Source organism: Bradyrhizobium sp. LLZ17, assembly GCF_041200145.1.
GTDB lineage: Bacteria > Pseudomonadota > Alphaproteobacteria > Rhizobiales > Xanthobacteraceae > Bradyrhizobium.
Genome location: NZ_CP165734.1, coordinates 6,063,203 through 6,085,821, shown reverse-complemented (window position 1 = coordinate 6,085,821; position 22,619 = coordinate 6,063,203). Strand labels below are relative to the sequence as shown.

The window sequence follows — 22,619 nt, the reverse complement described above, 5'->3', positions numbered from 1 at the left end:
GACATTGCGGCTCTGCGGGCGAAGGTCAGCAACGGGCCACTTGCGGAAGTCATTTTCCTTATTCGATGACCTTGTCGGCCAATACAACCACTGATTCAGGTATCGACAGTCCAAGCGCCTTCGCACTTTTCATGTTCAGAACGAAATCGAACTTAGTGGGCTGCTCAACTGGGAGATCGGCGGGCTTTGCTCCCTTGACAATCTTATCGACATACACGGCAGCCCGCCTGAAAAGGTTAAAGACGTCCGGGCCGTAACTCATAAGCCCTCCAAGATCAACGAACAGGCTATATTGGTAGATCGAAGGAAGCTGTGCGGATGCAGCCAATTCAGCAATTATCGGCCTGTATGGGTCCGCCAAGACGTAGAGAGCCTCGCAATTTGACTTCTTTATCTCAAGGAACACTCGTTCTAAATCTGCCGGAGTTGGCGCGACGTATGGCAGTGCGGTAAGGCCAATTCTCTCGGCTCCCTTGCGCGCCACTTCAAATAACGCCGCGTGGGTCGGGTTTGAGGACATCAACACGGCGACTGTTTTTGCATTCGGGACGACGAGGTGAAGTATCTCCAACGATTTCGCAGTCAGATCGCCGAACATGTTGGCGACGCCCGTTATGTTTCCTCCCGGATGGGCAAAACTCTTAACGAAACCCGAGCCAATGGGATCAGTTGAAGGCGACATAACAATGGGAATTGACGAAGTCTCATGCTGTACCGCTGCAATAGCGGGCGTGGCTTCTGCGACTATTACATCCGGACTGCCGCTTACTATCTCCTTCGCGAAACCCGGCAAAAGATCGAACCGACCTAGAGCCTCTCGGGCGTCAATTACGAAGCTCTTGCCTTCAACATAGCCCTGATCAGCCATTTGTTGCTTGAAGGTAACCAGCCCTCCGTCTAACGGGCCGGAAGCCAAATAGCCAATGCGCCAGACCTTCGTCGCTGGTTGCGCCATTACGATCCACGGCCACGCGACCGTGGTGTACCCGATGGCCCTGATGAAATTGCGCCGCAACATTGAAGGGCTCCAAAATTCGATTGGTCGGAATTCACGCAGCACGAGGGAAAACCAATTTTGAGCTGACTGTGTCGGATTCCGCAAGGGGGCTTGGTCCGCAATTGGGTCACAAGCGCCCTTTCGTAATTCCGGCTGCTTACTTGCGGTTGAGCCTGGAAGCGGACATCAGCGCGCCCGTCGGGAGGGCCGAGATGGGCGAAGGCGGCAGTCGAAGCAAGTACACTTTCGGATCGGTTTACCAGCGACACCGGACGGTGCGCCTGGCCCGAATGCTGAGGAGGACCCGTGACGTGAGCGTCATCATCCCTGACGTTTCAGAACGCCGCGGCTTCATAAGAACGAAAACCGCCTCACGAGGTTAGACAGCAAACTCGCGAGGTGAGATCATGCGTCGATCAGATATGGCTGCCATCCTGCTTGTAGTCTCTAGTTTTATGCCCGTTACTGCCTCTGCTCAGCAAACAGTGCCTGATGCTAACCAAGCTTCTCCCCAAGCTCGGCCTGAGGTAGCGCCGCAACAGCCGGACCAAGTCCAAGCGCAAAAGACCCCTGTTCAGCCAGACCGTACACCGCAACAATCAGAACAGGCACGCGATCGCGACCGTCAGAGCGCTGAGGACACCCGCATCAATCGTGATTGGACCACCCGGCAAGGTCGCGGCGATGATCGCATGGATATGGATCGGATGCGTCAGATGCATCGGCAGATGGGCCGTATGATGGATCAAGATGAGGACCATCGAACCTCGGGCCGAAGCTGGCGTCGCGACGATGATGATATGGACCGCGGTTCTGGATACGGTTCGCCGGGCCGCGGTGAAGGACGGTATCATGCAGAAATGCGGCCTTATCCTCGCGTTAAGACCCGCATCGAGTATGAAAACGGCGACGAGTTCTGCCGATATCGGGATTAGTCTCGGCCTTGAACTTCCAGCATCACAGGACTGCCGCAACCGGCCGCTCGCTGGTGAACGCCAGCGCATAGAAACCCGTTATCGGCGGGACCTTTGTTGATTGAGGCGAGTTCCTCCATCGGGATTGCGGTTTTGTCCCCGGGAGACGGAGTCACGAGCGTGAGGGGCAGCCGGATCAGGCGAAGGATCGAGAGGCTCGGACCTTACCAGTCGCTCGCCGTCTTAGCCCTGCCTGTGTGCACGGTGGAGCCTGCCAAACTGCTGGCCGTGGCTCTCGTCGGAGAGGGGCACTGGGTGACCGGTACGATGATGATCATGCTGGCCTATGCGTTGAGTTTGGCTTTCGTTCACCGGCTATTCCTGATCGTAAAGCCCAAGCTGCTCAGCCTCCATTGGTTCGCACGCGCCTGGGAATGGTTCGTGACGACGCGCTCAAGAATGTTGGCACGGTAGTTCAGCTACGTTCGCGCGGCCATTATTTCCTAGGCGTCGAGGCACGGGACGGCGAAACTTTCGCAGATCGCGGCAAAGCTCTTTTTCGCTTCGGCATCCTCAAAGCAAAAGCGCGTGCCCTTGTCAGCTCGCTCAATCCACCAATCAATCTTGCTCCCCTTTGCAATGCGGGAGGCTTCACCACGAAGCTGGTCCAGTTTTCTGCCGTAGGCTCGTACAATCAAACAACTAGTTTTCACCATGGAAATACCTCAGAAAATCAAACGACAATGGCCAGTATCCTTTTTTGATTTTGGTCGCGGTGCTACGCCTGGGTCAATGGCTCTCAGCTCCGTTTGACCCAGCTTGCACCTGGGGCGAAAGTTGTGGCTGAGAGACGGCCCCGGCTTCAGGGGGCTTTGGGTAGGCCGGGGCCGCTCCGCCAGCTCGGTCGGCGAGGCCAGCGCGGATTCAAGCAGAATGTGCGCGGCGGGTTCCTTAGCGCGTCAATAGATTCTCGCTCGACGAACGTATGTGCCGCTCTCATGCAGCTCGAACCAGCCCTTCTCGACGGCGCACCTGATGCCCGCGCTGAACTCTGCGCCGCTTGCCTCGAGCGTGTAGAGGAAGGGATAGTTGATCTTTTCGATGTGGATTCTGCCGTCCTGGACCGCCTCGATGCCCGAAGCCAGCTGAACGAGCTGGCGGGCGGCGGCTTCCGGATCGGAAAAAGGACGTTCGGTGACGAGTTTCATTGCGGGAATCAAAACCTCAAGCCCATGCTTGATGACGTAGCTCGCCTCGGGGTGTCATCCAAATTCGGGACGTATGCACAGATCCTGCCGTCGGCTTAGGCCGCTGCAGTAAGCCGCCGTTCCTCATCGCGCCTGCAAGCGAGCGACGCATCCAGATGTACGGGGAATGGAATGCAGCTTATAGCGGGACCGTCGATTTGGGGCCCCGGATGGACGCGAGCATCAACCAAGACCACGGTGACCGCCTCCCGCCGACTGTCCCGGGTCAAGAATGCGGATCAGTTTGGTCCCCTCGTGTTTCGCGGAGGGCTCGCCGGCAATAACCCGTAGGAACGAGGCAGGCCCGCGGGAAGCCACGATGGACCACCCGAAGTGGATTCCCATCATTCTCATCTCCGGCAGCCGGACCTGCTGAAGCGAAGCGCTCGCTAATCATCCCGGGTCCTGACCCGGGCGTGGTCGGCGGCCGGGCCGCGTGTGCGCCAGGCTGCTTAGGCGCCCACCCTGGGAAATTTCCCAGGGTCCGCTTACCCATCCCGCACGCTATGAGATCGCCATGAGCGATCTCAAGCATATTCGCCGACAGGCGGCCGAGTGCCGCGAGAAGGCGCAGGCGGCCACTGACCAAGACCAGCGGGAGCGGTGGTTGCGCCTAGCCGAGGAGTACCGCCAGCTGGCCAGTGAGATAGAGGAGCGTATCGGGCGCGGTAGGGGATAGCATCCTCTTCGGTATCGAGGCTTGCTCGACCGCAGCTGCCATCTGGCCTTTCATTTGGGTTGGAGGGAGCGGGCTCGACTGCCGCATCTGACCACTTTCACTCCTGGAGGAATGCGCCGCGACGTTCTTCCCTAGGTCCGTCGCCGGCGGCCAGGTCAGCTGCGGTGCGGCGTGCCAGCGCGCGTCTGCAACGTCGGTCCTGTCATCTCGCGACCTCACTCGTTTAAGGCCACGATCCGGTTAGTCACTAGAGAGGGTCGTTTCCCTTTGGCTCTTGCAGTAATTTCGGTGTGTGTCCACGCGCTTCACGGTCGCGCGGGGCGGGGCGCTCGGACGGATCGCGGCCAAGCTTGGACTGCAGCTCGACCAGATCGGTGAAGACGTCGGCCTGGCGGCGCAACTCGTCGGCGATCATCGGCGGCTGGCTGGCGATCGTGGAGATCACCGTGACCCGCACGCCGCGGCCGACGTTGTTAGGAAAAGAAACGAAGTACAAGGCGGCGCCGGTGCCCGGGCATTCGCAATCGAATATTGCCAATTGTCCGTCGGCTATCGCGCAATGCTGTACACCTCATTCATTCCAGACCTCTGCGGTTAGCGGCAGCTCGTTGAGTTCAGCTCGGGCTTCGCGCCAAGTCGGATAGTGTTTCTCAAGGATAGCTATGAAACGATCGCTGTGAGCGGGCTCGATAAGATGAACCAGTTCATGGACGATCACATATTCCAGAAGATCTTTTGGCTTCTTAATCAGCTCGGTGTTAAGCCGAATGTGACCTGCGCGGTGATTGCAGCTGCCCCACTTGGTCTTCATCCGCTGAAGGAAGTAGCATCGAACATCCACTTTGAGCTTTCGCTCCCATTTCTCGATGAGCGGCGGCACTTCCTCATGGAGCATTGCCTTGTGCCACTCGTGAATGACCTCGGCGCGTTTGGCAGCGTCGCTCCCGGGGCGCACCGTCAGGGTCATCCGCCTGTGGTCGAGCGCGACGAACGGTTTGCAGTCCCCTTGCACGATCGTCAGGAGATGGCGCCGCCCCCATAGGAAGTGGCTCTCCCGGTTGACATACTTTCGCGGCGTCTCTCGCGCCTGGTTCGTCAATTTCTGCCGCTGCTCGCGAATCCAGCCGAGCTTGGAGATCGCGTAGGCGCGCGCCACCTCCAGGCGTGTGGCTGTCGGGGCGACCAGCGTCACGCGGCCATGGGGCGGATGCACCGACAGATGGACATTCTTGATGCCCTTCCGTGTCACCGCGATGGAGATATCGCCGAGTTCGATCGTTTCCGTCATCAGTAGCCAGGTTGGTTCTTGATGATCTCGAAAATGTTCTGCGTCGCCAGGCGATCGCGCGTCATGATCGGGTAAAGCGCGTTCAGCACCTGCTTCTCCCTGATGTCATCGCCTTTCCACCCCGCCGGCGCACGCTCGCGCATGGCGAGGTCGATCTCCAGCGCCAGCTTCGCCCTGCCGTCATCGTCGGACGGGCATTGGAACGTCGTCGCCGAAAGGCTGGCCAGATTGTTGAAGAGCACTATCGCCTCGGGCTTGCCATGAAGGATAGCCGGAACGCTCCCGGACGGCCCCTTCCTCGCTAGACGGCGCACCAGCTCTTCGGCTTTTTTTAAGAACGCTTCATAGGCCGCTGCATCGGTCCGGCTCTGGCTGATGAGATCATAGAGCAGTTTCGACATCTCCGCGTAAAATTTGGGATCGGTGAGCTGATCGCGGATGATCGTCTTACGGACATTGTTGATGATGCCCTCCGCAATGGCGTTCTTGGACAGCTTACCTTTCTCGTTCAACTTGCGCGCGATGGCATCATGAATGCCGGTCTCGATGATCAACTCGGTGAGCGACAGCGAGTTCAGATTGCCTAGGTCAGCCGACGGATCAGCCTGAATGTAGGTATTGATGAGGTGGCGCATGTCCGCCTCGAAAGGCTTGATGTCCAGTTCCTCGCCGGAGTGTCTTTTTATGGCCGCACGAATGTCATTGTAAAACTCCGTCTCCTGCTCCAGCGCGGTGATCTCCGCGGTCGAATAGCCGGCTTCCGCGAGATTTTGAGCGATCTCCGAATAGGCGCGAAGAAAGGCTGCGGCAGCCTTGTAGAAGGAAATGCGAAGCGGCTCGGTCTCGGCGAGCGCATTCGCATTGCTGGCGTCACCGCAGAAATAATGCAGATATTGTTCGACCTCGCGCGGTCGCGCGACCGGTTCGCACAGATAGCGCAGCGCTTCGCGCGCTGCATCGAGCTGCGCCCGGCCCTCTACCAGCCAATCCTTGACGATCACATTGCCGTCTTTGCCGTCGGCGTCGATGTCGAGCTCATCCGAGCTATAGACGGCGATGGAGTTCTGAACGTCCTGGAACAGCTCCTTGAAGTCAACGATGTAGCCGTAGTCCTTGTCGTCGCCGTCGAGCCGGTTAGTGCGGCAGATCGCCTGGAACAGATTGTGGTCGTGCAGCTCATTATCGAGGTAGATGTAGGTGCAGCTCGGCGCATCGAATCCCGTCAGAAGCTTGCTGACCACGATCAGCAGCTTGCAGTTGGCGGGCTCCTCGATGAAGCGCCGCTTGGTCTCGTCCTCATATGCTCTGGTAGCCTGGCCCCCATTGAGGACGTGCCTGGTATAGGTGTCAAACTTGTACCGCTCATCGCTATCCCTGGGCTCGCGGGAAATCGCGTTGTGGTTCGGCTCAAAAGACGTGATGATGCCGCAATATTGGCCGAACGATGTATTCTGGAACAGCCGGTAGTAATGGCAGGCGTCATAGATCGAAGCCGCCACCAGGATTGCGGTGCCGCGGTCGTTGTCGAGCCGTGGCTTTACGCCAAAATCGTGGATAATGCTCGCGATGATGCGCTGCTTGCGTTCGCCCGCGCTCATCAGCTCTTCCATGGTCGCCCAGCGTTTCCGCAGGACAGCTCGCTGGAAATTATTCAGGGCTCTCGTTTTTTGCTCGAACCAATCGTCGATTGCCTTTCGAGAGGTGAGCCGCTGCGGCACATCGCGGGCTTCATATTTGAGGTCGAGCACCACCTTGTCGGCGACGGCCTCCTGGAATTTATAGGTATGAATGTAGGTGCCGAAGACGTCGCGCGTGGTCTGCTTGTCCTTGCGCAGCAGCGGCGTTCCGGTGAAGCCGATGAAAACAGCATTTTCCAGCCAACGCTTCATCTGCTTGTTCATGTCGCCGCCTTGGGTACGGTGACACTCATCAACGAAGACGTAAAATCGCCCGTGGGTCGGCGGCGGGGACGCATTGAGGTCCGGCTGGAATTTATGCAGCAGCGCGCACAGCAACCGGGGCGTCGGCGCCGCAAGCTTTTCCGCAAATTCCCTTCGCGACGTGATGCGGGGCGATGGTGAGTCCGCGCCGATGACATTGGCGTTACGCATCACGCCCTCGATCTGCTTGTCCAGCTCATCGCGATCGGTAATGATCAGAATGCGAGCCTCGGGATCGTGCTCCAGCAGCCATTTGGCAATCAGCACCATCAAAATGCTCTTGCCACTGCCCTGGGTGTGCCAGATGACGCCCCCTTCGTGTTTAGCGACCCGCTCCTGCGCCGCTTTCACGCCGACAAACTGATGCGGGCGCGGCACCTTCTTGCGGCCGGCGTCAAAGATGATGAAGTTGCGGATCAGGTCGAGCAGCCGGGTCTTCTCGCACATCTCCGCAAGAGGCCGGTCGAGCAACGCACCCGGTTGCGGCACTTGACCTGCGAGTGACCCGGATAGCGGCCGATGCCCTTGCGCGCCCGACACCGCCTGCAAAAGTCGCTCCGCATTGTACACGAAACCTGTCTGCGGCGCCTCGCCGATGCCGATAGCAGGCTCAAGGCTCGCGCCGCCGTCTTGCGCCTTCCATTGGACGAAGAACTGCTCCGGCGTGTCGGTGGTCCCATAGCGCAGGCCTTGGGAGTCGCTTCCCGCAAAGACCAGCTGCACCGCACTGAAGAAGCCCTTGTTGAAAATCTCCTCCTGGTTGGTGACGAGTTGGCGCACGCCGTCTGCCACCTCCACCGAGCTGCGTTTGAGTTCGATGAGGGCGATGGCGATACCGTTGAGATAGAGCACGATATCGGGCCGCCGCTCATGCCCGCCACGCAGGGTCACCTCTTCGGCAAGCGCAAAGTCGTTGACCTCTGGGTGGTCCCAATCCGCCAGATGCACCGTCTCATGGGCCTGCCCGACGGCGATCTGCACCGGCACGCCATAACGCAGCAATTGATAGGTGCGCAGATTGGCCTGATACAGGCTGATGCCGGTGGCGTCGGCGGCCGTCTCCAGCCTTTGCAAGGCAGCGTCAATATGCGCCTCGCTATAGCCGCGCGCCTTCAGATTGTCCCGCAGCAGCGCGGACTCGATGGGGCGGTTGTTCGCTCGTCTGTTCCACTCGCCGAGATAGCGGTAGCCGAGGCAATCCGACCGCGCTGGGTCAGTGAACAAAGCGACGACGCGGTTCTGGGTGCGGCGTTCGGAGCGGGATTGCTCAGACACGGGCTGCTTCGGTTGAAACGAGCCGCGTCTTGCCGGTGAGGAGTTCCTGCATCATCCCCCGCTTGAGAGCGCAGGTTTTTTCCGCCGCTGTTCTAGACTCGTCAATTCCTCGTCCATCTCTCTCAGCACCTCGGCGATGGCAGTTTGTTCCGGAAGGTCAGGAATCGGGCATTCGATCCCCTCAACGTCGCCGTGCGACAAGTGCTTCACCGTAGTGCTAGACGTTATAGTCTCAATTTTCTTTAACGGCTCAATCAACGCATAGTAGGCAAACACGCCGTTTAATCCCGGGCTCGGGAAAATTCGTCCAACTCGCTGGTTCAGCAGTGCGGGTCCTTTGGACCATCTGCATGGAAGAAAGTCACCGTCCATCCCAATCAACACGTCTCCATTGTGGACAACAAATGAATGGTCGTAGCTTCCGTCGTAGTGAACGACTTGGTCGTCACTCTTCAGATCGCGGTTTTTTATGAGCCTGATGCCCTCCGCCTTTTCGTTGAAGTAGGTAGAGACGAATGGAAAGCCGACTTGAAAGCGAAGTAGGCTTCCCAACCGCTTCACCTGCCATTCGCCATGGAAGCCGGGGAGCCGAATCTCGCCTGTGAGGAGCTGCTGCATGGCAACCTGTTTCAGATCGCGCTTCTTGGCGATCAGCCGATCCAGCGCGCCCACCAGCGCATCCACATCGCTCAACGCCTCTGCGATGGCGCGTTGTTCGGGAGGACGCGGCACGCCGATGAGAATAGGAGCAATGAAATTTCTGTTGAGTGATTGTTGTGCGCCACCGGAGTTGTGGCGGGAAAAATCGATGGCTTTCAGGAAATAGAACACGAACAACGGGTCGTTTCCGCGGAAGTCCGTAACATAGAGCGCGGTGTTATGAGGCCAAAATTCGTGCTCACAATAGTGTGCTTGTCCAAATGATGCGCCGCTTCGTCCAAGTACAACGCCAGGGCCTTTTGCAATCGCGGTGTCATGGCAGCCATTTTGACCAGCAGAACCCATTACAGGAATTTCGCCGCTGCGACGGTCACGCCAAGTCAGGTCATGGCCTCGCTGAAGTGAGATGAAATTGCCGAGTTTCTCCACTTCCCACTCATTCGGAATGATGCCCGCCTCGGTCTGCTTGTAGCCAGCTTTCATCGGGCTGCGGCCTTTGCAACGGTTGCAAAAGACAATGTCTTATCCATCTTCTTGAGATACCCATCTACGCGGGCGGCCAAGGCAGTGACCTCGTAAACGATCTGCGGCAGCGGAGCCGCGTAACGGTCGGCGAGAAGTCGGATACGAACGGTTAGAGTTTGCGAAACGCGATCTAGTTCGCCCTGCACGGCGGCAGCAATTGTCGTCAGCCACTTGTCATCCACCACCAGGGTTTGGATTTCGACCTCGGTAAGCTTCGGATATTTGTCGTAGGCGAGCTTATCGAGCGCAGCGTCGGCTTCGCGAATGGCACGTTTCAGTTCGGCTTCTTCGCTGTTGAGCTTCAGCCATTGCTGGAGGACTGCGATCTCGTCCTTGGCGTCCTTGTCGCCCGTGATTTTTTTAACCTGGGCGCTAACTTCGGCCTTGCCGATCTTGTCCAAAGCTCCGAGAAAACCTTCTTCACCGCCATGTTCCTCCTCCAGCTCGGCGATGCCGGCGATGGCGGTCTCCAGCCTCGCCTGCTGCGCCTCGATGGCGGCTTGCCCATCGGCAAAATAGCGGGCCACGATCAGCGGCTTAGGTACGAGGTCGCAGGTCCAGCCTTTGTCCCTGGACTTGCCCTTCTTGTCAGTCTCCAGGATGCGCGCGGTCTTCGCCACCCAGCCATCTGCGGCAATGAGATAGCAATCGTCCTGCATGGTCTCGGCCCAGTAGTCCATCAGGTGCTGATAGACCGCATAGGGGTCGATCAGCGGCTGGCCTTCGGCGTGCGCTAGCAACTGCTCAGCCTGCGCGTGGATGACTTCCTTCGGCACGCAGTCAAGCTTGAGTTGGCGCAGGCTGATGGCGGCGGCACTGCGCCATTTTTTGAAATGCGCTTCAAGTCCGGCGATGAAGGCTGCGAACTGCGGATGGCTGTGGATGGTCGCCTTGATCTGCACAGCCTCGACGAGCAGATCGTGATAGCCTGGGCGGTTAGGTTTGAACAAAGCAGCGCGCAGCTCCGGGCAGATCGTCCAGTAGTCACTGAGCGCATCGACGTCCCGCGTCGGAATCCCGCCGTGCAAATGACCGGCGATATCTTGGATGTCCTCCGGCTCCTGGGTATCGATGTAGCGCGGCAGATTGAGATTGAAGTCATTCTTCGCGATCTCATCATGCGGCACCAGGCGCGAATAACCGGGATGCGTCTCGGCGTTGGTGAAGACATCGACGATCTGGTGCAGGTCGCGTTCGCGTAAACGATTCTTGGGGCCATCCTTGATGAAGCCCTTGCTGGCATCGATCATGAAGACGCCCTTGCGGGCGGAAGCGTTCTCCTTGTCGAGCACGAGGATGCTGGCGGGGATGCTGGTGCCATAAAAGAGATTGGCCGGCAGGGCGATGATGCCCTTGAGATAGCCGGAGCGAATCAGCTGGGTGCGGATCACGGCCTCGGCGCCGCCGCGAAAGAGCACGCCATGGGGCAGAATGCAGGCACCTTTGCCGGTGCTCTTGAGCGAGCGGATGATGTGCAGCAGATAGGCGTAGTCGCCTTGCTTGGCCGGCGGCTCGCCCCACTGAAACCGCTGGAAGGGATCGGTGGCGGGAGTCAGGCCGGTGGTCCAGGTCTTATCGGAGAACGGCGGATTGGCGACCACATAGTCATAGCTACGGAGCTGCTGGCCGTCCTTGAATTTCGGCGCGGCGAGCGTGTTGCCCGTGAGGACGTTGGCCGTCGGGAAGTCGTGCAGGATCATGTTCATGCGGGCGAGACCGGCGGTGGTCACGTCCTTTTCCTGTCCCTCCAGCGTGATGTGCTTGCCCGCCTCGGCGGCGACCTTCAGCAGCAGCGAGCCGGAACCGCAGGTGGGATCATAGGCCGTGGTGGCGGCCACGGCGTTCTGTGGCGAAATGCCGATCACCTTGGCGATGACCCGGCTGACTTCGGACGGGGTGTAGAACTGCCCCTTGCTCTTGCCGCTTTCGGTGGCGAAGTGCCGCATCAGATATTCATACGCATCGCCGAGAATGTCGTCATTGTCAGCGCGGTTCTGCGAAAAATCGAGCTCCGGCTTCTGGAAGATGCCGATGAGATTGGTGAGGCGGTCTACCATCGCCTGTCCCTCGCCGAGCTTGTTCGGATCGTTGAAATCCGGAAAGTCGGTGCGGGCGAGCCGGGAATTGGCGTCGATCAGCGGCTGGATCACCTGGGTGTTGATCTTGTCGCCGATGCCGCTGTTGCCCTTGAGCGCGATCATGTCCTTGAAGCTGGCACCCTTGGGGATCGTGACCGGCGGCGCGAAATCATCGGAGTCGCCGTATTTGTCGGAGACATATTTGATGAACAGCATGAACAGGACGTAGTCCTTGTACTGACTGGCATCCATGCCGCCGCGCAGCTCGTCGCAGGAGGCCCAAAGAGAGGAGTAAAGGTCGGATTTCTTGATTGCCATGATTGACGTTCGCCCCGCCGAGAATCGCAACGCTCAGCGGTAGCACTGACTGGACTGCGTGCCCACGGCTTCCTGGCTGCCCCGGCCGGCACCACTGCTGAATCGCCTTCAAACGATAACTGAGAATGTGGGAGAAACGAAAGAGACCATCAGAATTCTGGTGCCGGCAACGCCAGGGAACTGACTCGCGCGGAAGCCCCCCATACCTTCCTGTGTTGCCGGTTGAGGCGCAGGTAAACAGGTCCAAACCCTTTGACTTCGGACGTGAGCGTCCGCTGTCCGTGTTCACATAGGGGAGCATCTCCGGAGAAGTCGAAAGCACCACCCGGGCGAGAGAGTAACCTTTAGACGCGAACGATCTCACCTTCTCAGCTTTCCTGAGCTCCAGGCGCAGCAAAGCTTAACGAAGAGTTAACGCTCGAAAAATCTAGGCTACATATTTCCCAACCACGTGTCCGCGCGCGCAAGATGGGGGGCCTGTCCATGCCCCCCCGGGGGGGAAAAAAGCGGCGAGGTCCCGACGCGGCTGTAAGCAGGCGACCCATTGGTCGCATTACCTACAGCAGCGAGCGACAATGAAACGCGACCTCTATGCGGAAGTATCAGCACGGATCATTGCGGAGTTAGAAGCCGGCGCGGCACCGTGGATCAAACCATGGTCTGCGACACCCGGCGCGAATACCCCGTGCAATGCTGTGACCAGTCGACCTTACTCCGGCTGCAATGTCGTTCTTTTGTGGATGGCACAGGCGGCAGGATACAGGACGGCGCGCTTTTTGACCTTCAAGCAAGCGCTTGATCTAGGCGGCCACGTGCGCAAGGGCGAGCGCGGCACGAAAGTGTTTTTCGTGAAGCAACTGCAACTCCGCGACGATGGCGCGGAGGGCGACGCAGCGACGCGGCTTGTCCCCATGATGCGGGAGTACACCGTTTTCAATGTCGACCAGTGCGAAAACCTTCCCGATACCGTCACGACCGGGAAGCCAATGCGCGTTCGAAATCCAGATGCCCGCGACGAACTTGCCGACGATTTCTTGCGCTCAACCGGCTCCGACATCCGAGAGGGCCACGGCGAAGCGTACTACGTGCCGAGCCAGGATTTTATCTCCATGCCAGCATTCGAGGCCTTCAATGGTGCGGATCAGTTCTACGGCGTGGCATTTCACGAGCTGACCCACTGGACGGGACACAAGACCAGGCTCGACCGCGACCTGAAGAACCGTTTCGGCTCGCGGAGCTACGCGGCGGAAGAACTCATAGCAGAGCTGGGCGCTGCGTTCCTGTGTGCAGAGTTTGGCTTCGACGGTGATCTCCGGCACGCGGGTTACCTTGCGACCTGGATCGACCTGCTCAAGGCCGACAAACGAGCATTCTTTACCGCCTCCAGCCAAGCCTCGAAGGCGGCGGACTACCTGCGCGGCTTGGCCCTGGCCGAGCCGGCGGACGTCGCTGCTTGAGCGCCGCCGTGTCGTATGCCCAACGCGAGGCGTTCTTTGATACCCATCCGGTGACCGGCGCCACGATCGAGGTCTTCTATGCTGACCGGTCGCTGGAAACGTTCGGCTGGCATGGTGCGGGTTGGTATTGGTGCCCGCGGCAGCGGGGGTTCGCGCCTACCGGACCGGCGGTCGGGCCGTTTCCTACCAGCTACTCAGCTTACCGGAATGCTAACCGCAGGCTTTGCACCGCGCCACTGCACCGCAGCATTTCATGAGGTGTAGCTGATGCCTCATGTAACGCAACCAAGTGTCGCCCGTTTGTTGAGGAATGTTTGAGCGTGGAATGACGTGCGAAGTTCGCCTGCGTACGCAGATGCTTATTCGACGGATATTTGACAGCCGTAGATCAGGGTCAGCAAGTCATTGATATCGCTGGCGCTCCCTAGGGGAATCGAACCCCTGTTTCAGCCTTGAGAGGGCCGCGTCCTAACCGCTAGACGAAGGGAGCGTGAGGGAGAGGACATAGCCTCGAATTTTGCCGGCGGCAAGCGGGGATCGAGGGGTTTCAGACGCGCTCTCCGCCGTCGTCCTGGCGAAAGCCAGGACCCATTACCCCATACGCGGATGGTTAAGCCCGATCGGAGTGACGATCTCGTTCGTGCAACCGGATTCGGTGGCTATGGGTCCTGGCTTTCGCCAGGACGACGGCTGCGGCCAGTTTCCGGGGCCAGCCCTACGGCTCATTGACAAATTTCAGCTTTCCGGCGGGCCGCAAGGTGTGGGCGTCGAAGGTGCGGATTTCGGCGACCCCGCCGACATCGAGCGTCACCACGAGCCGGTCGCCGGCGACGCCGGTCGCGACGATTTTGGCGCCCTTTGGCAGGGTGGCGGTGACGTCGCTGGCCGCCTCGGCCGCCCTTCCCTCCGACTTGAAAAGGCGGTAGCCCACCCCGATCAGCACGGCGCAGATTGCCAGCGCCGTGGTCAACCCCGCGATCAGCATCATCCGCCGCACCCGCGCAAACAGCGCGGCCTGCTCGGGGCTCGGTTCGGGAACAGCGGTATCAGACGTCGTCATGGAAAGCTCGGGTTCAGCGCAACGGTTGGAGGTCGTGGTCGGCGGCGACGAGGGCTCGGCCCGGCTCGACCGCGTGCTGGCGGCGCACCTCGCAGATCTGTCGCGATCAAGGCTGAAAGCCCTGATTCTGGCGGGCGCGGTGAACCTTGGGGACGCCGCGGTCCGCGACCCCGCTTATCACGTCACATCCGGCGATACGATCACAATCGACGTGCCGGAGGCGGCCCCGCCGGAGCCCAAGGGCGAGGACATCGCACTCGATATCGTGTTCGAGGACGACGACATCATCGTCCTCAACAAGCCGAAGGGGCTGGTGGTGCACCCCGCGGCCGGGCATGAGACCGGCACGCTGGTCAATGCGCTGATCGCCCATTGCGGCTCCTCGCTGTCCGGCATCGGCGGGGTGCGCCGGCCCGGCATCGTGCACCGGCTGGACAAGGACACCACCGGTCTGATGGTGGTCGCCAAGAACGACCTCGCCCATCAGTCGCTATCAGCGCAATTCGCCGACCACGGCCGCACCGGACCGATGCGGCGCGGCTACATGGCCTTCGCCTGGGGCACCCCTGGACGCCATCGCGGTACGGTGGATGCGCCGATCGACCGGCATCCGTATGCGCGGGACAAAATGGCGGTGCGGCAGGGTGGCCGCGAGGCCGTCACGCACTGGGAAATCCTGGAGAGCTTCACGGGCCGCGACGGCAAGCCGATCGCGGCGCTGCTCGCCTGCGAGCTCGAGACCGGCCGCACCCACCAGATCCGCGTCCACCTCGTCCATATCGGGCACCCGCTGATGGGCGATGCCGTCTACGGCCCGCATTTCAAGACCAAGGCGAACCAGCTCGCGCCTGCGGCGCAGGCGGCCCTGACCGCTCTTGGGCGCCAGGCGCTGCACGCCTATCTGCTGGTATTGGAGCACCCGAGAAGCGGAGAACTTCTGCACTGGGAGGCGCCCTTGCCGGAGGATTTGCTTCTCCTCCAGGGCACTCTGAAAGCGGCGCTATGACGCAGGCCGATTCAGAAAAGCTTTACATTACAAAAAGTTATGGCAGCCACACGGGGACGTGACGTCAGTAATCCTTCCCTAAATGACCCCCCATGGGGTATATTGCGCCTGCGTTGAAATGACCAACGCGGAACATCGCAGCACCGATCGGCTTTAACCAAGCGGTCGTCTGCCTGGCCCGCCGCTATCGGGGGCCTGAACCTGTTTGGAGGGCGCACTATGGCCCGTACCGCTACCCTGCCGGTCCTCAATGGAGAATCCGGCCTTTCCCGTTACCTCGGCGAAATCCGCAAGTTTCCGATGCTGGAACCCCAGCAGGAATACATGCTCGCCAAGCGTTGGCGCGAACACGATGATCGCGACGCCGCGCACCAGCTCGTCACCAGCCATCTCCGGCTCGTGGCCAAGATCGCCATGGGCTATCGCGGCTACGGCCTGCCGATCTCCGAGGTCGTCTCGGAAGGCAATGTCGGCCTGATGCAGGCGGTCAAGCGTTTCGAACCCGAGAAGGGGTTCCGTCTCGCTACATACGCCATGTGGTGGATCAAGGCGTCGATTCAAGAGTACATCCTGCGTTCGTGGTCGCTCGTGAAGATGGGCACCACCGCGAACCAGAAGAAGCTGTTCTTCAACCTGCGCAAGGCGAAGAGCAAGATCTCCGCGCTGGACGAAGGCGATCTCCGCCCCGACCAGGTGGCCATCATCGCCAAGCGTCTCGGCGTCACGGCGCAGGACGTGATCGACATGAACCGCCGCCTCGGTGGCGACGCGTCGCTCAACGCACCGATCCGCGACGATGGTGAAGCCGGCGAATGGCAGGACTGGCTGGTCGACAATTCGCCCAACCAGGAAGCCATGCTGGCCGAGCACGAGGAATATGATCACCGCCGGGACGCGCTCAATGGCGCCATGGGCGTGCTCAACCCGCGCGAACGCCGCATCTTCGAGGCCCGTCGCCTCGCCGATGAGCCGATGACGCTGGAAGACCTTGCCGCCGAGTTCGGCGTGTCGCGCGAGCGCGTCCGCCAGATCGAGGTCCGCGCCTTCGAGAAGGTGCAGTCCGCGGTCAAGGGCACGATCGCAAGGGCCGAGCAGGCCGCGCTGGAAGCCGCGCACTAAGCGCGAGGATCCGGCGCCGGAGATTGGCGGATCGAAGAGACAAGAAGCCGGCGGCAACGCCGGCTTTTTTTGTTGGGCGCAACCTCGCCGTGATGCCACGCGAAAGCGGGGCATCCAGTACGCCGCAGCGCTTGTTGCAAGAGCGAGTATGCCAAAGCTCTTCTCTGGGATCCTGGATCGCCCGGCTAAACCGGCGATGACAGCCGGGTTGTGGCTCTGCCTTGAACCCGTGCTGCCGGTCAACCGACCAAAGGGATTGGGCCGACAGCCCCAAGAGAACGGACGGGCGCGCCGTGGCGATCATTCTTCAATCCACCGTCGGCGGCTTCTCGGCCCAGTTCATGCGCAAGCTGCCGCTGGTCGAGCAGGCGATGCGCGACCACGGGCTCGAGCCGTCCGAATTCGTGATCTCCAAGGACAACGCCTCGACCGCGACGGTGCCGTTCGTCGGGCCGTTCTTCTACGATTACAGCGTGTTCTTCGGCGACGACCAGTTCACCGTCACCGAGCCGAACGACATGGTGTTTCTGGAGTTCTTCTTCAAACGCGTGCTGGCTGCCGACGGGCCGCCGGAGCTGCCGGAGCGGCCGGGACTGATCCGGCGCCTGTTCGGCTGGATGGCGCAGACGGTGTGACCCCCTTCGTCATTCCGGAGCGCGCGTAGCGCGAACCCGGAATGACGAGTGAGAGCGCTCACTCCCCCCAAATCCTTGCCAGCGTCGCGAGCCAGCAGCCTTCGCAATAGCGGGCGTCCTTGTAGTCGATCCAGTTGTGCGCATAGACGTGGTCGAGCGGGATGCCGTAGCGCGCGCGCAGCAGCTGGACCAGGATCTTCCATGCCCCGACCTGCGCCGGGGTCGGGCCGGTCGTGACATCGGGATAGTTGCCGGCGAACTCGACACCGATCGAATTGTCGCGCACGACCTGACGATAGGTCGGCCTGTTGTCGATGTACTTGTTGTCGTTGCGGTTGGCGCCGTCGCCATGGGTCGGCACCAGATTCTCCGCGACCGCCCAATAGACCGTGCCGTCGGTCTCGACCCACACCGTGACGCCGCGCCGGGTCGGATTCTTAAACTGCTCCAGCGCACCACCGCGCGCGGAGCCCGTTGGCCCCTCGGTCTGGTGCACGATGATGTTGCGCCAGGAATGGGCGTTGCCGACATCGCCCCAGGACGCGAGCCAGACGATCTTCAGGCCGGGAATGTCGGGCGTACCCGAGCTGTGCGCGACTTCGGCGAGCTCGGCATCCGTTGCGGCAGCGGGAGCGATCAGCAGCGCGGCCAGAATGGCCGCAAACAGGCGAGACATCATCATCCGGGTCCCATGCGACCCAAGCCTAGCACGGCCTCAGGCGAATTTGCGCGTGGCCTCGACCGGTCCGGCCGGCTCCGGCGAGAGCGGCGGGGCCGGATCATAGACGGCAAGATCGTTCTTGCCGTTCTTCTTGGCGGCATAAAGCGCGTGGTCGGCGTGCGCGATCAGGCGATCCGCAAATTGGCCGATGCCGCGGTCCCATTCCGCCACACCGATCGAGATCGCGATCGGGATGTCGGTGCCGGTGCAGCCGGCGGCATCCTTGCGACAGACCTCCAGCACGCGGCCGGCGATCATCGCACCTTCGCGCAACGAGGACGACGGCAGCACGACGCAGAACTCGTCACCGCCGGTGCGGGCGAGCATGTCGCCCGGCCGCAGCCGCGTCTGGGCCATCAGGGTGAAGTGCTGCAGGCAGGCGTCGCCCGCAGCGTGTCCATGGGTGTCGTTGATGGTCTTGAAGCCGTCGATATCGATCACCAACAGCGAGAACGGCTCGCCGCTGCGCTCCGAGCGGGCGCATTCCTCGGCCAGGCGCTGGAGCAGATGGCGGCGATTGGCGACGCCGGTGAGATCGTCGAGCAGCGCGAGGTCGGCGACCTCATTGCGCAACCGGTCCATCGCCATCAGCAGGAAACCGAAATTGAGCGTCATCGACAGGAACAGGAGCGCCAACACCATCACGGCATGAGACTGGCTGCCGGCGAATGACGAGAAGTCGCCGCCGAGCAGATTGCCCAACGTACGAGCGACGAATATCGCGATCATGGTGATGATCACGACGCCCGACAGCCGCGCGCCCGGACTGACGCGGCCTTCCGGCGGTGACAGCAACAGGGGCAGCGACAACAACAGCGGCAGGGCTTGGCCGATGGTGTAGCAGAGCATGCGCAGCGGCATGTGGTCGAAGACGAATTTGAAGAACATGATGCCGCCGAGGCTCAAGGCAGCCGATGCGAGCATGAGGCGCCAGGACACCGGCCGATCGTAGAATCGGTGGATGCCGATCGCAGCGAGAGAGGTCGCTGCGATGACGCCGGCGCCGGCGATCAGGAGTGGTAGAGGCGACGTGACGAACAGGCGGATCAGGCCCGTCAGCGCCCCCGACGCGCCGACAAAGGCCGACGCCATCCAGAACCGCGCAGCCTCGAATTTCGGATAGGAGCGGATCACGTAGGCCCAGATCAGGCCCAGCGCCAGGAAGTTGAAGACGAAAACCGTCCAAAGCGTCGGCACGTTCAGCATGGCGCCCGCCATGCGCGCAGCATCCCGCCCCCTGTCTTTGACAGCCGTTCGTCCATGACCCCGTCCCCGTGTTCTTGCGGAGGACAATGCCCGCCTTGCGCTTAACGGAGTCTCACTGCGAACTTCGAAAGCGCGCCTTTGGTTTTGGATTTGTGAACGGCGCGCGACGATTGTCGAATCGTTAGGCATGTCGCCGACGTCCATGTGTGGTGGCTGCCGCGCGTGCTGCGATGCGCCTTCGCGGGCAAAAATCGACCGAAAATGCATCTGAGCTGTGGATAACGCAATGACACAGATGTGACAGCGCGGGGCAGGAGCGCGCGAATCTGCTGAGCTTGTCGTCGAGGATGTTGCGAGGCTGGCCCTCCGCCGAGCATCCCTCGAGTCGCGTTTCACCATTAACCCTCAAGAGGATCCTATGGCTAAGAAAGCGAAGAAGGCGGCGAAGAAGAAGGCGAAGAAGGCCAAGAAGGCGAAGAAGAAGTAACGAGGCTTCTTTTTCTTTGCCCGGGTGGAGCCTCGCTCCGCCCGGGCTTCGGGCAAGGCTTGAGAGTTGCAGGTGGCGGGCGCAAGGCCCGCTTTTTTTATTGGCTTGCTCCGCTGCTTCGCTCCCTCGCCCCGCCCCTTGCGAGGAGAGGTGAAGAGGAGATCTCGTTTACCGGCTATCGCTCGGCAAACGCGAGCTTGGCGCCCAGCAGCGCAAAGCCTGCCGCGAAACTGCGGCGCAGCCAGGCCATCACACCCGGCCGCGAAATCACGCGCTCGCGCACCGATGCGGCGCAGAGGCCGTAGACCACGAACACCGCGAACGTCATCGCCATGAAGGCGCCGCTCAATTCCAGCATCCGCGCCAACACGTGGGACTCCTCCGCCGCAATGAACTGCGGCAGAAAGGCGAGAAAGAAGATCGAGAGCTTTGGATTGAGGATATTGATCAGGAAGCCGGTGACGATGACGCGGCCGCTCGACCGCTCCTTGATCTCGGCCTCGACCGCAAGCGCACCTCGCTCGCGCAGTGCCTGCCAGGACATGTAGAGCAGATAGGCCACGCCGCACCCATTTCAGCGCGGCAAAGGCGAGTGCGCTGGTGTGGAGCACGGCGGCCAATCCGAGCATCGCCGCGGTCATGTGCGGCACGATGCCGAGCGTGCAGCCGAAGGCGGCAGCTATGCTGGCGCGCGAGCCGCGCGTCAGGGCCGCGGCGAGCGTGTAGAGCACGCCCGTCCCCGGAGAAGCCACGACGATCAGCGAGGTCAGCAGGAACGACCAGGACATGTCATGTCCCTACCACCCCTGGCCGGGGCGGAGAAGTCACGAGACGGTCAGTGCGTCCACGGCAAGGCGCTGCGCTCGGACAATTGCGCGATCTCGGCCTCGCGCAGCACGTCGAGCGGCGCCCATGGCTTGGCCCAGAATTTCGCGCCGTCAGGCAAGGCCTGCATCAACGGCCGGCCGGAGGTGACGACGACGTCGAGCTTCGGATTGCGGTCCTTGGCGACGTGCGCCAGCTCGACGCCGTTCATCCGTCCGGCGAGCTGCACGTCGGTCAGCATCAGGCAGAGCGCGCCGGCGTTTTTGTCCAGGACAAGTTCGGCCGCCTCGGCGCTTTCGCACTGGATGACCTCGAATCCGCTTTCCTCCAGAAGGAGGCACAGCATCTCGCGCTGCATGACATCGTCTTCAACAATCAACGCGGTCGCCTGATATGGCTGTGCTTGTCCCATTGGCCGCTCCCAAAATGCGCTCTTGGCCCCAGTAACGTATGTTAAGGGCGCGAGCTGCAGATGGTTCGGTTCCAAACTGAAAAAGTGTACATAGAGGTTCCACGCGTTCGCCGGTGATGACGCGCGCGAGTGGCGCAAGTCCGCAGTCTCACCAACCCGCCGTCACTGCCCGATCAGCCGATCCGCAAAATATCCGATCGTCTTGCGGTAGATCAGCGCCCTGTTCCACTCGCGCATCGCCTCGAAATTCGCGGTGCCTTCGCCATAGGGTTGGCCCATCTTGAAGCCGCTGGTGTGGAGCAGGTTCGCGGTCGAGGCGAGCACGTCGGGGACGCTGTGGCGCAGGTCGACGCGGCCATCGCCATCGAAATCGACGCCGTATTTGATGTAGGACGACGGCAGGAACTGGGTCTGACCGATCTCGCCGGCATAGGCGCCGATGAGGTCACGCAGCGGCAGGTCGCCGCGCTGCACGATCTTGAGCGCAGCGAGCAACTCGCCCTGGAACAGCTCGGTGCGGCGGCAATCATGCGCCAGCGTGGTGAGCGTGCGGATCACCGGCAGCTTGCCCATGTCGCCCTTGCCGAAATCGCTTTCCAGGCCCCAGATAGCGACCAGGATCTGCCGCGGCACGCCGAACTGCTGCTCGATGCGCGACAGCAGCGCGGCGTGACGCTGCAACAGCGCACGGCCGCCATTGATGCGGCCGGGGCCGACGCGGGTCGAGACATACTGCTCAAAGCTCTTGTTGAAGGTGTAGCGCTGGCGCCGGTCGAAGGCGAGCACCGCACCATCCTCGGTGATTCCGCTGAACGCGGCGCTCGTCACGCTCGCGGAGACACCGGCTGCCTGCGCTTCCGAGGTCATGCCGGCGACAAAGCTGTTGAAGTCGCCACCGCAGCGCGCGGCCTCCGCTTGGCTGCCAGCCAGAAAGAAGATGAAGGCAGCGACCAAGCCTCGTCCGAGCATCACGGCGTATCTCAACATGCGGGAAAATCCTCTGGAAAATGTGCGCGAAGCAGCGCTGCGATCATGCCCGGGAACAACGGAACGGTCAAAGCCGCGAGCCTTAGCCTTCAACGATGGCCAGCCACCGATGCGCGGCGAGTTGAAGATCGCATCGCACGAACCGCCAACCCTGACCGACAGGGAAACTGACGCAGCGCTTCGAGGGCACGCTGGAACCCGCGATGAGATCGGCTCAGCTCCGACGCGCTCGCTGCGACAGCAACGCCGCGACGATTTAACTTGCCACCTCATGGCGCAAGTTATAGCGTTCTATTCTAGGTTGTCGCCCCGCCAGCCCCGGGCGGCACTGAAGACCAAAAATAAACGGCGGGCTTTTCGGCCCGCCGTTTATTGAGGTCAGGGCGGATCGACGATACGAGGCGCCTGGCGGTGCGATCGGGCGAACGGATTACGTTGCGCAGAAAGCCCTCCGGCCGACCCTCGCAGCCGCCAAAGTCGTTTGACTATGGCGCCCTGATCGACGACAAGCCCCCATGGCCAAAAAACCTGGAACCAATCCCAAAGGCGAATTCGCCTTTTTCAACGTCTTCTATGAAGACGGCTCGCAGCGCTCCAACCGGCGGGTGCCTTCGGAGCTGCTCGGAGGCCTTGATGGCGATGAGCCGGCCCGTGCCTTCATCATGGAGCAGGACCGTGAGATCGCGGAAAAATCCGGCCGCCCCGCGCTGGAGATCAAAACCCTCGAGCGGGTCGGCGCGAAGAAGAAGTAGCGGCTCCGCCCGCGAGACACGCGAAACATTG

At 61.1% G+C, this 22,619-nt stretch carries 19 protein-coding genes, 1 tRNA gene and 2 pseudogenes; 7 read left to right on the top strand and 15 right to left on the bottom strand.

What is annotated here, in order from left to right:
- Nucleotides 1-58: 58 nt before the first annotated feature.
- Entirely contained in the window at nucleotides 59-1,018 is a 960-nt protein-coding gene (locus tag AB8Z38_RS29255; protein ID WP_369721130.1) for an ABC transporter substrate-binding protein, read from the bottom strand.
- A 578-nt stretch (nucleotides 1,019-1,596) separates the two neighbouring features.
- Entirely contained in the window at nucleotides 1,597-1,758 is a 162-nt protein-coding gene (locus tag AB8Z38_RS29250; RefSeq protein ID WP_369721128.1) for a hypothetical protein, read from the bottom strand.
- 587 nt (nucleotides 1,759-2,345) lie between these two features.
- Here AB8Z38_RS29250 and AB8Z38_RS29245 point away from each other — a divergent pair.
- A complete protein-coding gene (locus AB8Z38_RS29245; RefSeq protein ID WP_369721127.1) occupies nucleotides 2,346-2,675 on the top strand; it encodes a hypothetical protein in 330 nt (109 codons plus the stop codon).
- Nucleotides 2,676-2,870: 195 nt separating this feature from the next.
- Here AB8Z38_RS29245 and AB8Z38_RS29240 read toward each other — a convergent pair whose 3' ends face one another.
- Nucleotides 2,871-3,119, bottom strand: a complete 249-nt coding sequence (locus AB8Z38_RS29240; RefSeq protein WP_369721126.1) for a hypothetical protein — start codon at nucleotides 3,117-3,119, stop codon at nucleotides 2,871-2,873.
- A gap of 556 nt (nucleotides 3,120-3,675) precedes the next feature.
- On the opposite strand from AB8Z38_RS29240, the gene AB8Z38_RS29235 reads away from it, so the two are divergent.
- Nucleotides 3,676-3,837: a hypothetical protein gene (locus tag AB8Z38_RS29235; protein WP_369721125.1), complete on the top strand. Its 162-nt coding sequence runs from the start codon at nucleotides 3,676-3,678 to the stop codon at nucleotides 3,835-3,837.
- A 247-nt stretch (nucleotides 3,838-4,084) separates the two neighbouring features.
- Here AB8Z38_RS29235 and AB8Z38_RS29230 read toward each other — a convergent pair.
- The 5 genes and pseudogenes from AB8Z38_RS29230 to AB8Z38_RS29210 all read right to left on the bottom strand — a co-directional run.
- Nucleotides 4,085-4,300: pseudogene (locus AB8Z38_RS29230) on the bottom strand (NYN domain-containing protein); the annotation flags it as partial.
- Between the two features lie 108 nt (nucleotides 4,301-4,408).
- A complete protein-coding gene (locus AB8Z38_RS29225) occupies nucleotides 4,409-5,125 on the bottom strand; it encodes a M48 family metallopeptidase (protein WP_369721124.1) in 717 nt (238 codons plus the stop codon).
- On the bottom strand, nucleotides 5,125-8,340 hold the full coding sequence (locus AB8Z38_RS29220; protein ID WP_369721123.1) for a type I restriction endonuclease subunit R: 3,216 nt from the start codon (nucleotides 8,338-8,340) through the stop codon (nucleotides 5,125-5,127). The genes AB8Z38_RS29225 and AB8Z38_RS29220 overlap by 1 nt, the downstream gene beginning before the upstream one ends.
- 51 nt (nucleotides 8,341-8,391) lie before the next feature.
- The gene (locus AB8Z38_RS29215; RefSeq protein WP_369721122.1) at nucleotides 8,392-9,483 is read right to left on the bottom strand and encodes a restriction endonuclease subunit S; all 1,092 of its coding nucleotides are present in this window, start codon (nucleotides 9,481-9,483) and stop codon (nucleotides 8,392-8,394) included.
- Nucleotides 9,480-11,921, bottom strand: coding sequence for an N-6 DNA methylase (locus AB8Z38_RS29210; protein WP_369721121.1), 2,442 nt, complete (start codon nucleotides 11,919-11,921; stop codon nucleotides 9,480-9,482). Before AB8Z38_RS29210 ends, AB8Z38_RS29215 begins: the two co-directional genes overlap by 4 nt.
- Before the next feature lie 575 nt (nucleotides 11,922-12,496).
- Here AB8Z38_RS29210 and AB8Z38_RS29205 point away from each other — a divergent pair.
- A complete protein-coding gene (locus tag AB8Z38_RS29205; RefSeq protein WP_369721120.1) occupies nucleotides 12,497-13,378 on the top strand; it encodes an ArdC family protein in 882 nt (293 codons plus the stop codon).
- 415 nt (nucleotides 13,379-13,793) lie between these two features.
- On the opposite strand, the gene AB8Z38_RS29200 is transcribed toward AB8Z38_RS29205, so the two are convergent.
- Nucleotides 13,794-13,868, bottom strand: a tRNA-Glu gene (locus AB8Z38_RS29200).
- A 225-nt stretch (nucleotides 13,869-14,093) separates the two neighbouring features.
- Nucleotides 14,094-14,438, bottom strand: a complete 345-nt coding sequence (locus AB8Z38_RS29195) for a hypothetical protein (RefSeq protein WP_369721119.1) — start codon at nucleotides 14,436-14,438, stop codon at nucleotides 14,094-14,096.
- Here AB8Z38_RS29195 and AB8Z38_RS29190 point away from each other — a divergent pair.
- From AB8Z38_RS29190 to AB8Z38_RS29180, 3 genes are all read left to right on the top strand, one after another.
- Nucleotides 14,437-15,444 carry an RluA family pseudouridine synthase gene (locus AB8Z38_RS29190; protein ID WP_369721118.1) on the top strand — a complete coding sequence of 336 codons (1,008 nt, stop codon included), beginning with the start codon at nucleotides 14,437-14,439 and terminating at the stop codon, nucleotides 15,442-15,444. The genes AB8Z38_RS29195 and AB8Z38_RS29190 overlap by 2 nt on opposite strands.
- Before the next feature lie 219 nt (nucleotides 15,445-15,663).
- Complete coding sequence (rpoH, locus tag AB8Z38_RS29185; RefSeq protein ID WP_369721117.1) at nucleotides 15,664-16,563, top strand: RNA polymerase sigma factor RpoH; 900 nt, start codon at nucleotides 15,664-15,666, stop codon at nucleotides 16,561-16,563.
- A 293-nt stretch (nucleotides 16,564-16,856) separates the two neighbouring features.
- Nucleotides 16,857-17,198 carry a hypothetical protein gene (locus AB8Z38_RS29180; protein WP_369721116.1) on the top strand — a complete coding sequence of 114 codons (342 nt, stop codon included), beginning with the start codon at nucleotides 16,857-16,859 and terminating at the stop codon, nucleotides 17,196-17,198.
- Between the two features lie 58 nt (nucleotides 17,199-17,256).
- Here the strand turns inward: AB8Z38_RS29180 and AB8Z38_RS29175 are convergent, their stop codons facing one another.
- From AB8Z38_RS29175 to AB8Z38_RS29155, 5 genes and pseudogenes are all read right to left on the bottom strand, one after another.
- A complete protein-coding gene (locus AB8Z38_RS29175; RefSeq protein ID WP_369721115.1) occupies nucleotides 17,257-17,880 on the bottom strand; it encodes an N-acetylmuramoyl-L-alanine amidase in 624 nt (207 codons plus the stop codon).
- A 33-nt stretch (nucleotides 17,881-17,913) separates the two neighbouring features.
- Nucleotides 17,914-19,125 (bottom strand): GGDEF domain-containing protein, encoded by a 1,212-nt coding sequence (locus AB8Z38_RS29170; RefSeq protein ID WP_369726636.1) that lies wholly within the window; start codon nucleotides 19,123-19,125, stop codon nucleotides 17,914-17,916.
- Between the two features lie 662 nt (nucleotides 19,126-19,787).
- Nucleotides 19,788-20,400: pseudogene (locus tag AB8Z38_RS29165) on the bottom strand (LysE family translocator).
- Nucleotides 20,401-20,447: 47 nt separating this feature from the next.
- Nucleotides 20,448-20,849: a response regulator gene (locus AB8Z38_RS29160; RefSeq protein ID WP_369726635.1), complete on the bottom strand. Its 402-nt coding sequence runs from the start codon at nucleotides 20,847-20,849 to the stop codon at nucleotides 20,448-20,450.
- A 162-nt stretch (nucleotides 20,850-21,011) separates the two neighbouring features.
- Nucleotides 21,012-21,836, bottom strand: a complete 825-nt coding sequence (locus tag AB8Z38_RS29155) for a lytic murein transglycosylase (protein WP_369721114.1) — start codon at nucleotides 21,834-21,836, stop codon at nucleotides 21,012-21,014.
- Nucleotides 21,837-22,351: 515 nt separating this feature from the next.
- On the opposite strand from AB8Z38_RS29155, the gene AB8Z38_RS29150 reads away from it, so the two are divergent.
- Nucleotides 22,352-22,588, top strand: a complete 237-nt coding sequence (locus AB8Z38_RS29150) for a hypothetical protein (RefSeq protein ID WP_369721113.1) — start codon at nucleotides 22,352-22,354, stop codon at nucleotides 22,586-22,588.
- The last annotated feature ends 31 nt before the right edge of the window (nucleotides 22,589-22,619 follow it).

Coding starts and splice junctions, on each gene's coding strand:
- AB8Z38_RS29255 (WP_369721130.1), bottom strand. CDS start 1,018: ATGTTGCGGCGCAATTTCATCAGGGCCATCGGGTACACCACGGTCGCG.
- AB8Z38_RS29250 (WP_369721128.1), bottom strand. CDS start 1,758: ATGGTCCTCATCTTGATCCATCATACGGCCCATCTGCCGATGCATCTG.
- AB8Z38_RS29245 (WP_369721127.1), top strand. CDS start 2,346: ATGGTTCGTGACGACGCGCTCAAGAATGTTGGCACGGTAGTTCAGCTA.
- AB8Z38_RS29240 (WP_369721126.1), bottom strand. CDS start 3,119: ATGAAACTCGTCACCGAACGTCCTTTTTCCGATCCGGAAGCCGCCGCC.
- AB8Z38_RS29235 (WP_369721125.1), top strand. CDS start 3,676: ATGAGCGATCTCAAGCATATTCGCCGACAGGCGGCCGAGTGCCGCGAG.
- AB8Z38_RS29225 (WP_369721124.1), bottom strand. CDS start 5,125: ATGACGGAAACGATCGAACTCGGCGATATCTCCATCGCGGTGACACGG.
- AB8Z38_RS29215 (WP_369721122.1), bottom strand. CDS start 9,483: ATGAAAGCTGGCTACAAGCAGACCGAGGCGGGCATCATTCCGAATGAG.
- AB8Z38_RS29210 (WP_369721121.1), bottom strand. CDS start 11,921: ATGGCAATCAAGAAATCCGACCTTTACTCCTCTCTTTGGGCCTCCTGC.
- AB8Z38_RS29205 (WP_369721120.1), top strand. CDS start 12,497: ATGAAACGCGACCTCTATGCGGAAGTATCAGCACGGATCATTGCGGAG.
- AB8Z38_RS29190 (WP_369721118.1), top strand. CDS start 14,437: ATGGAAAGCTCGGGTTCAGCGCAACGGTTGGAGGTCGTGGTCGGCGGC.
- AB8Z38_RS29195 (WP_369721119.1), bottom strand. CDS start 14,438: ATGACGACGTCTGATACCGCTGTTCCCGAACCGAGCCCCGAGCAGGCC.
- rpoH (WP_369721117.1), top strand. CDS start 15,664: ATGGCCCGTACCGCTACCCTGCCGGTCCTCAATGGAGAATCCGGCCTT.
- AB8Z38_RS29175 (WP_369721115.1), bottom strand. CDS start 17,880: ATGATGATGTCTCGCCTGTTTGCGGCCATTCTGGCCGCGCTGCTGATC.
- AB8Z38_RS29170 (WP_369726636.1), bottom strand. CDS start 19,125: ATGCTGAACGTGCCGACGCTTTGGACGGTTTTCGTCTTCAACTTCCTG.
- AB8Z38_RS29160 (WP_369726635.1), bottom strand. CDS start 20,849: ATGGGACAAGCACAGCCATATCAGGCGACCGCGTTGATTGTTGAAGAC.
- AB8Z38_RS29155 (WP_369721114.1), bottom strand. CDS start 21,836: ATGTTGAGATACGCCGTGATGCTCGGACGAGGCTTGGTCGCTGCCTTC.
- AB8Z38_RS29150 (WP_369721113.1), top strand. CDS start 22,352: ATGGCCAAAAAACCTGGAACCAATCCCAAAGGCGAATTCGCCTTTTTC.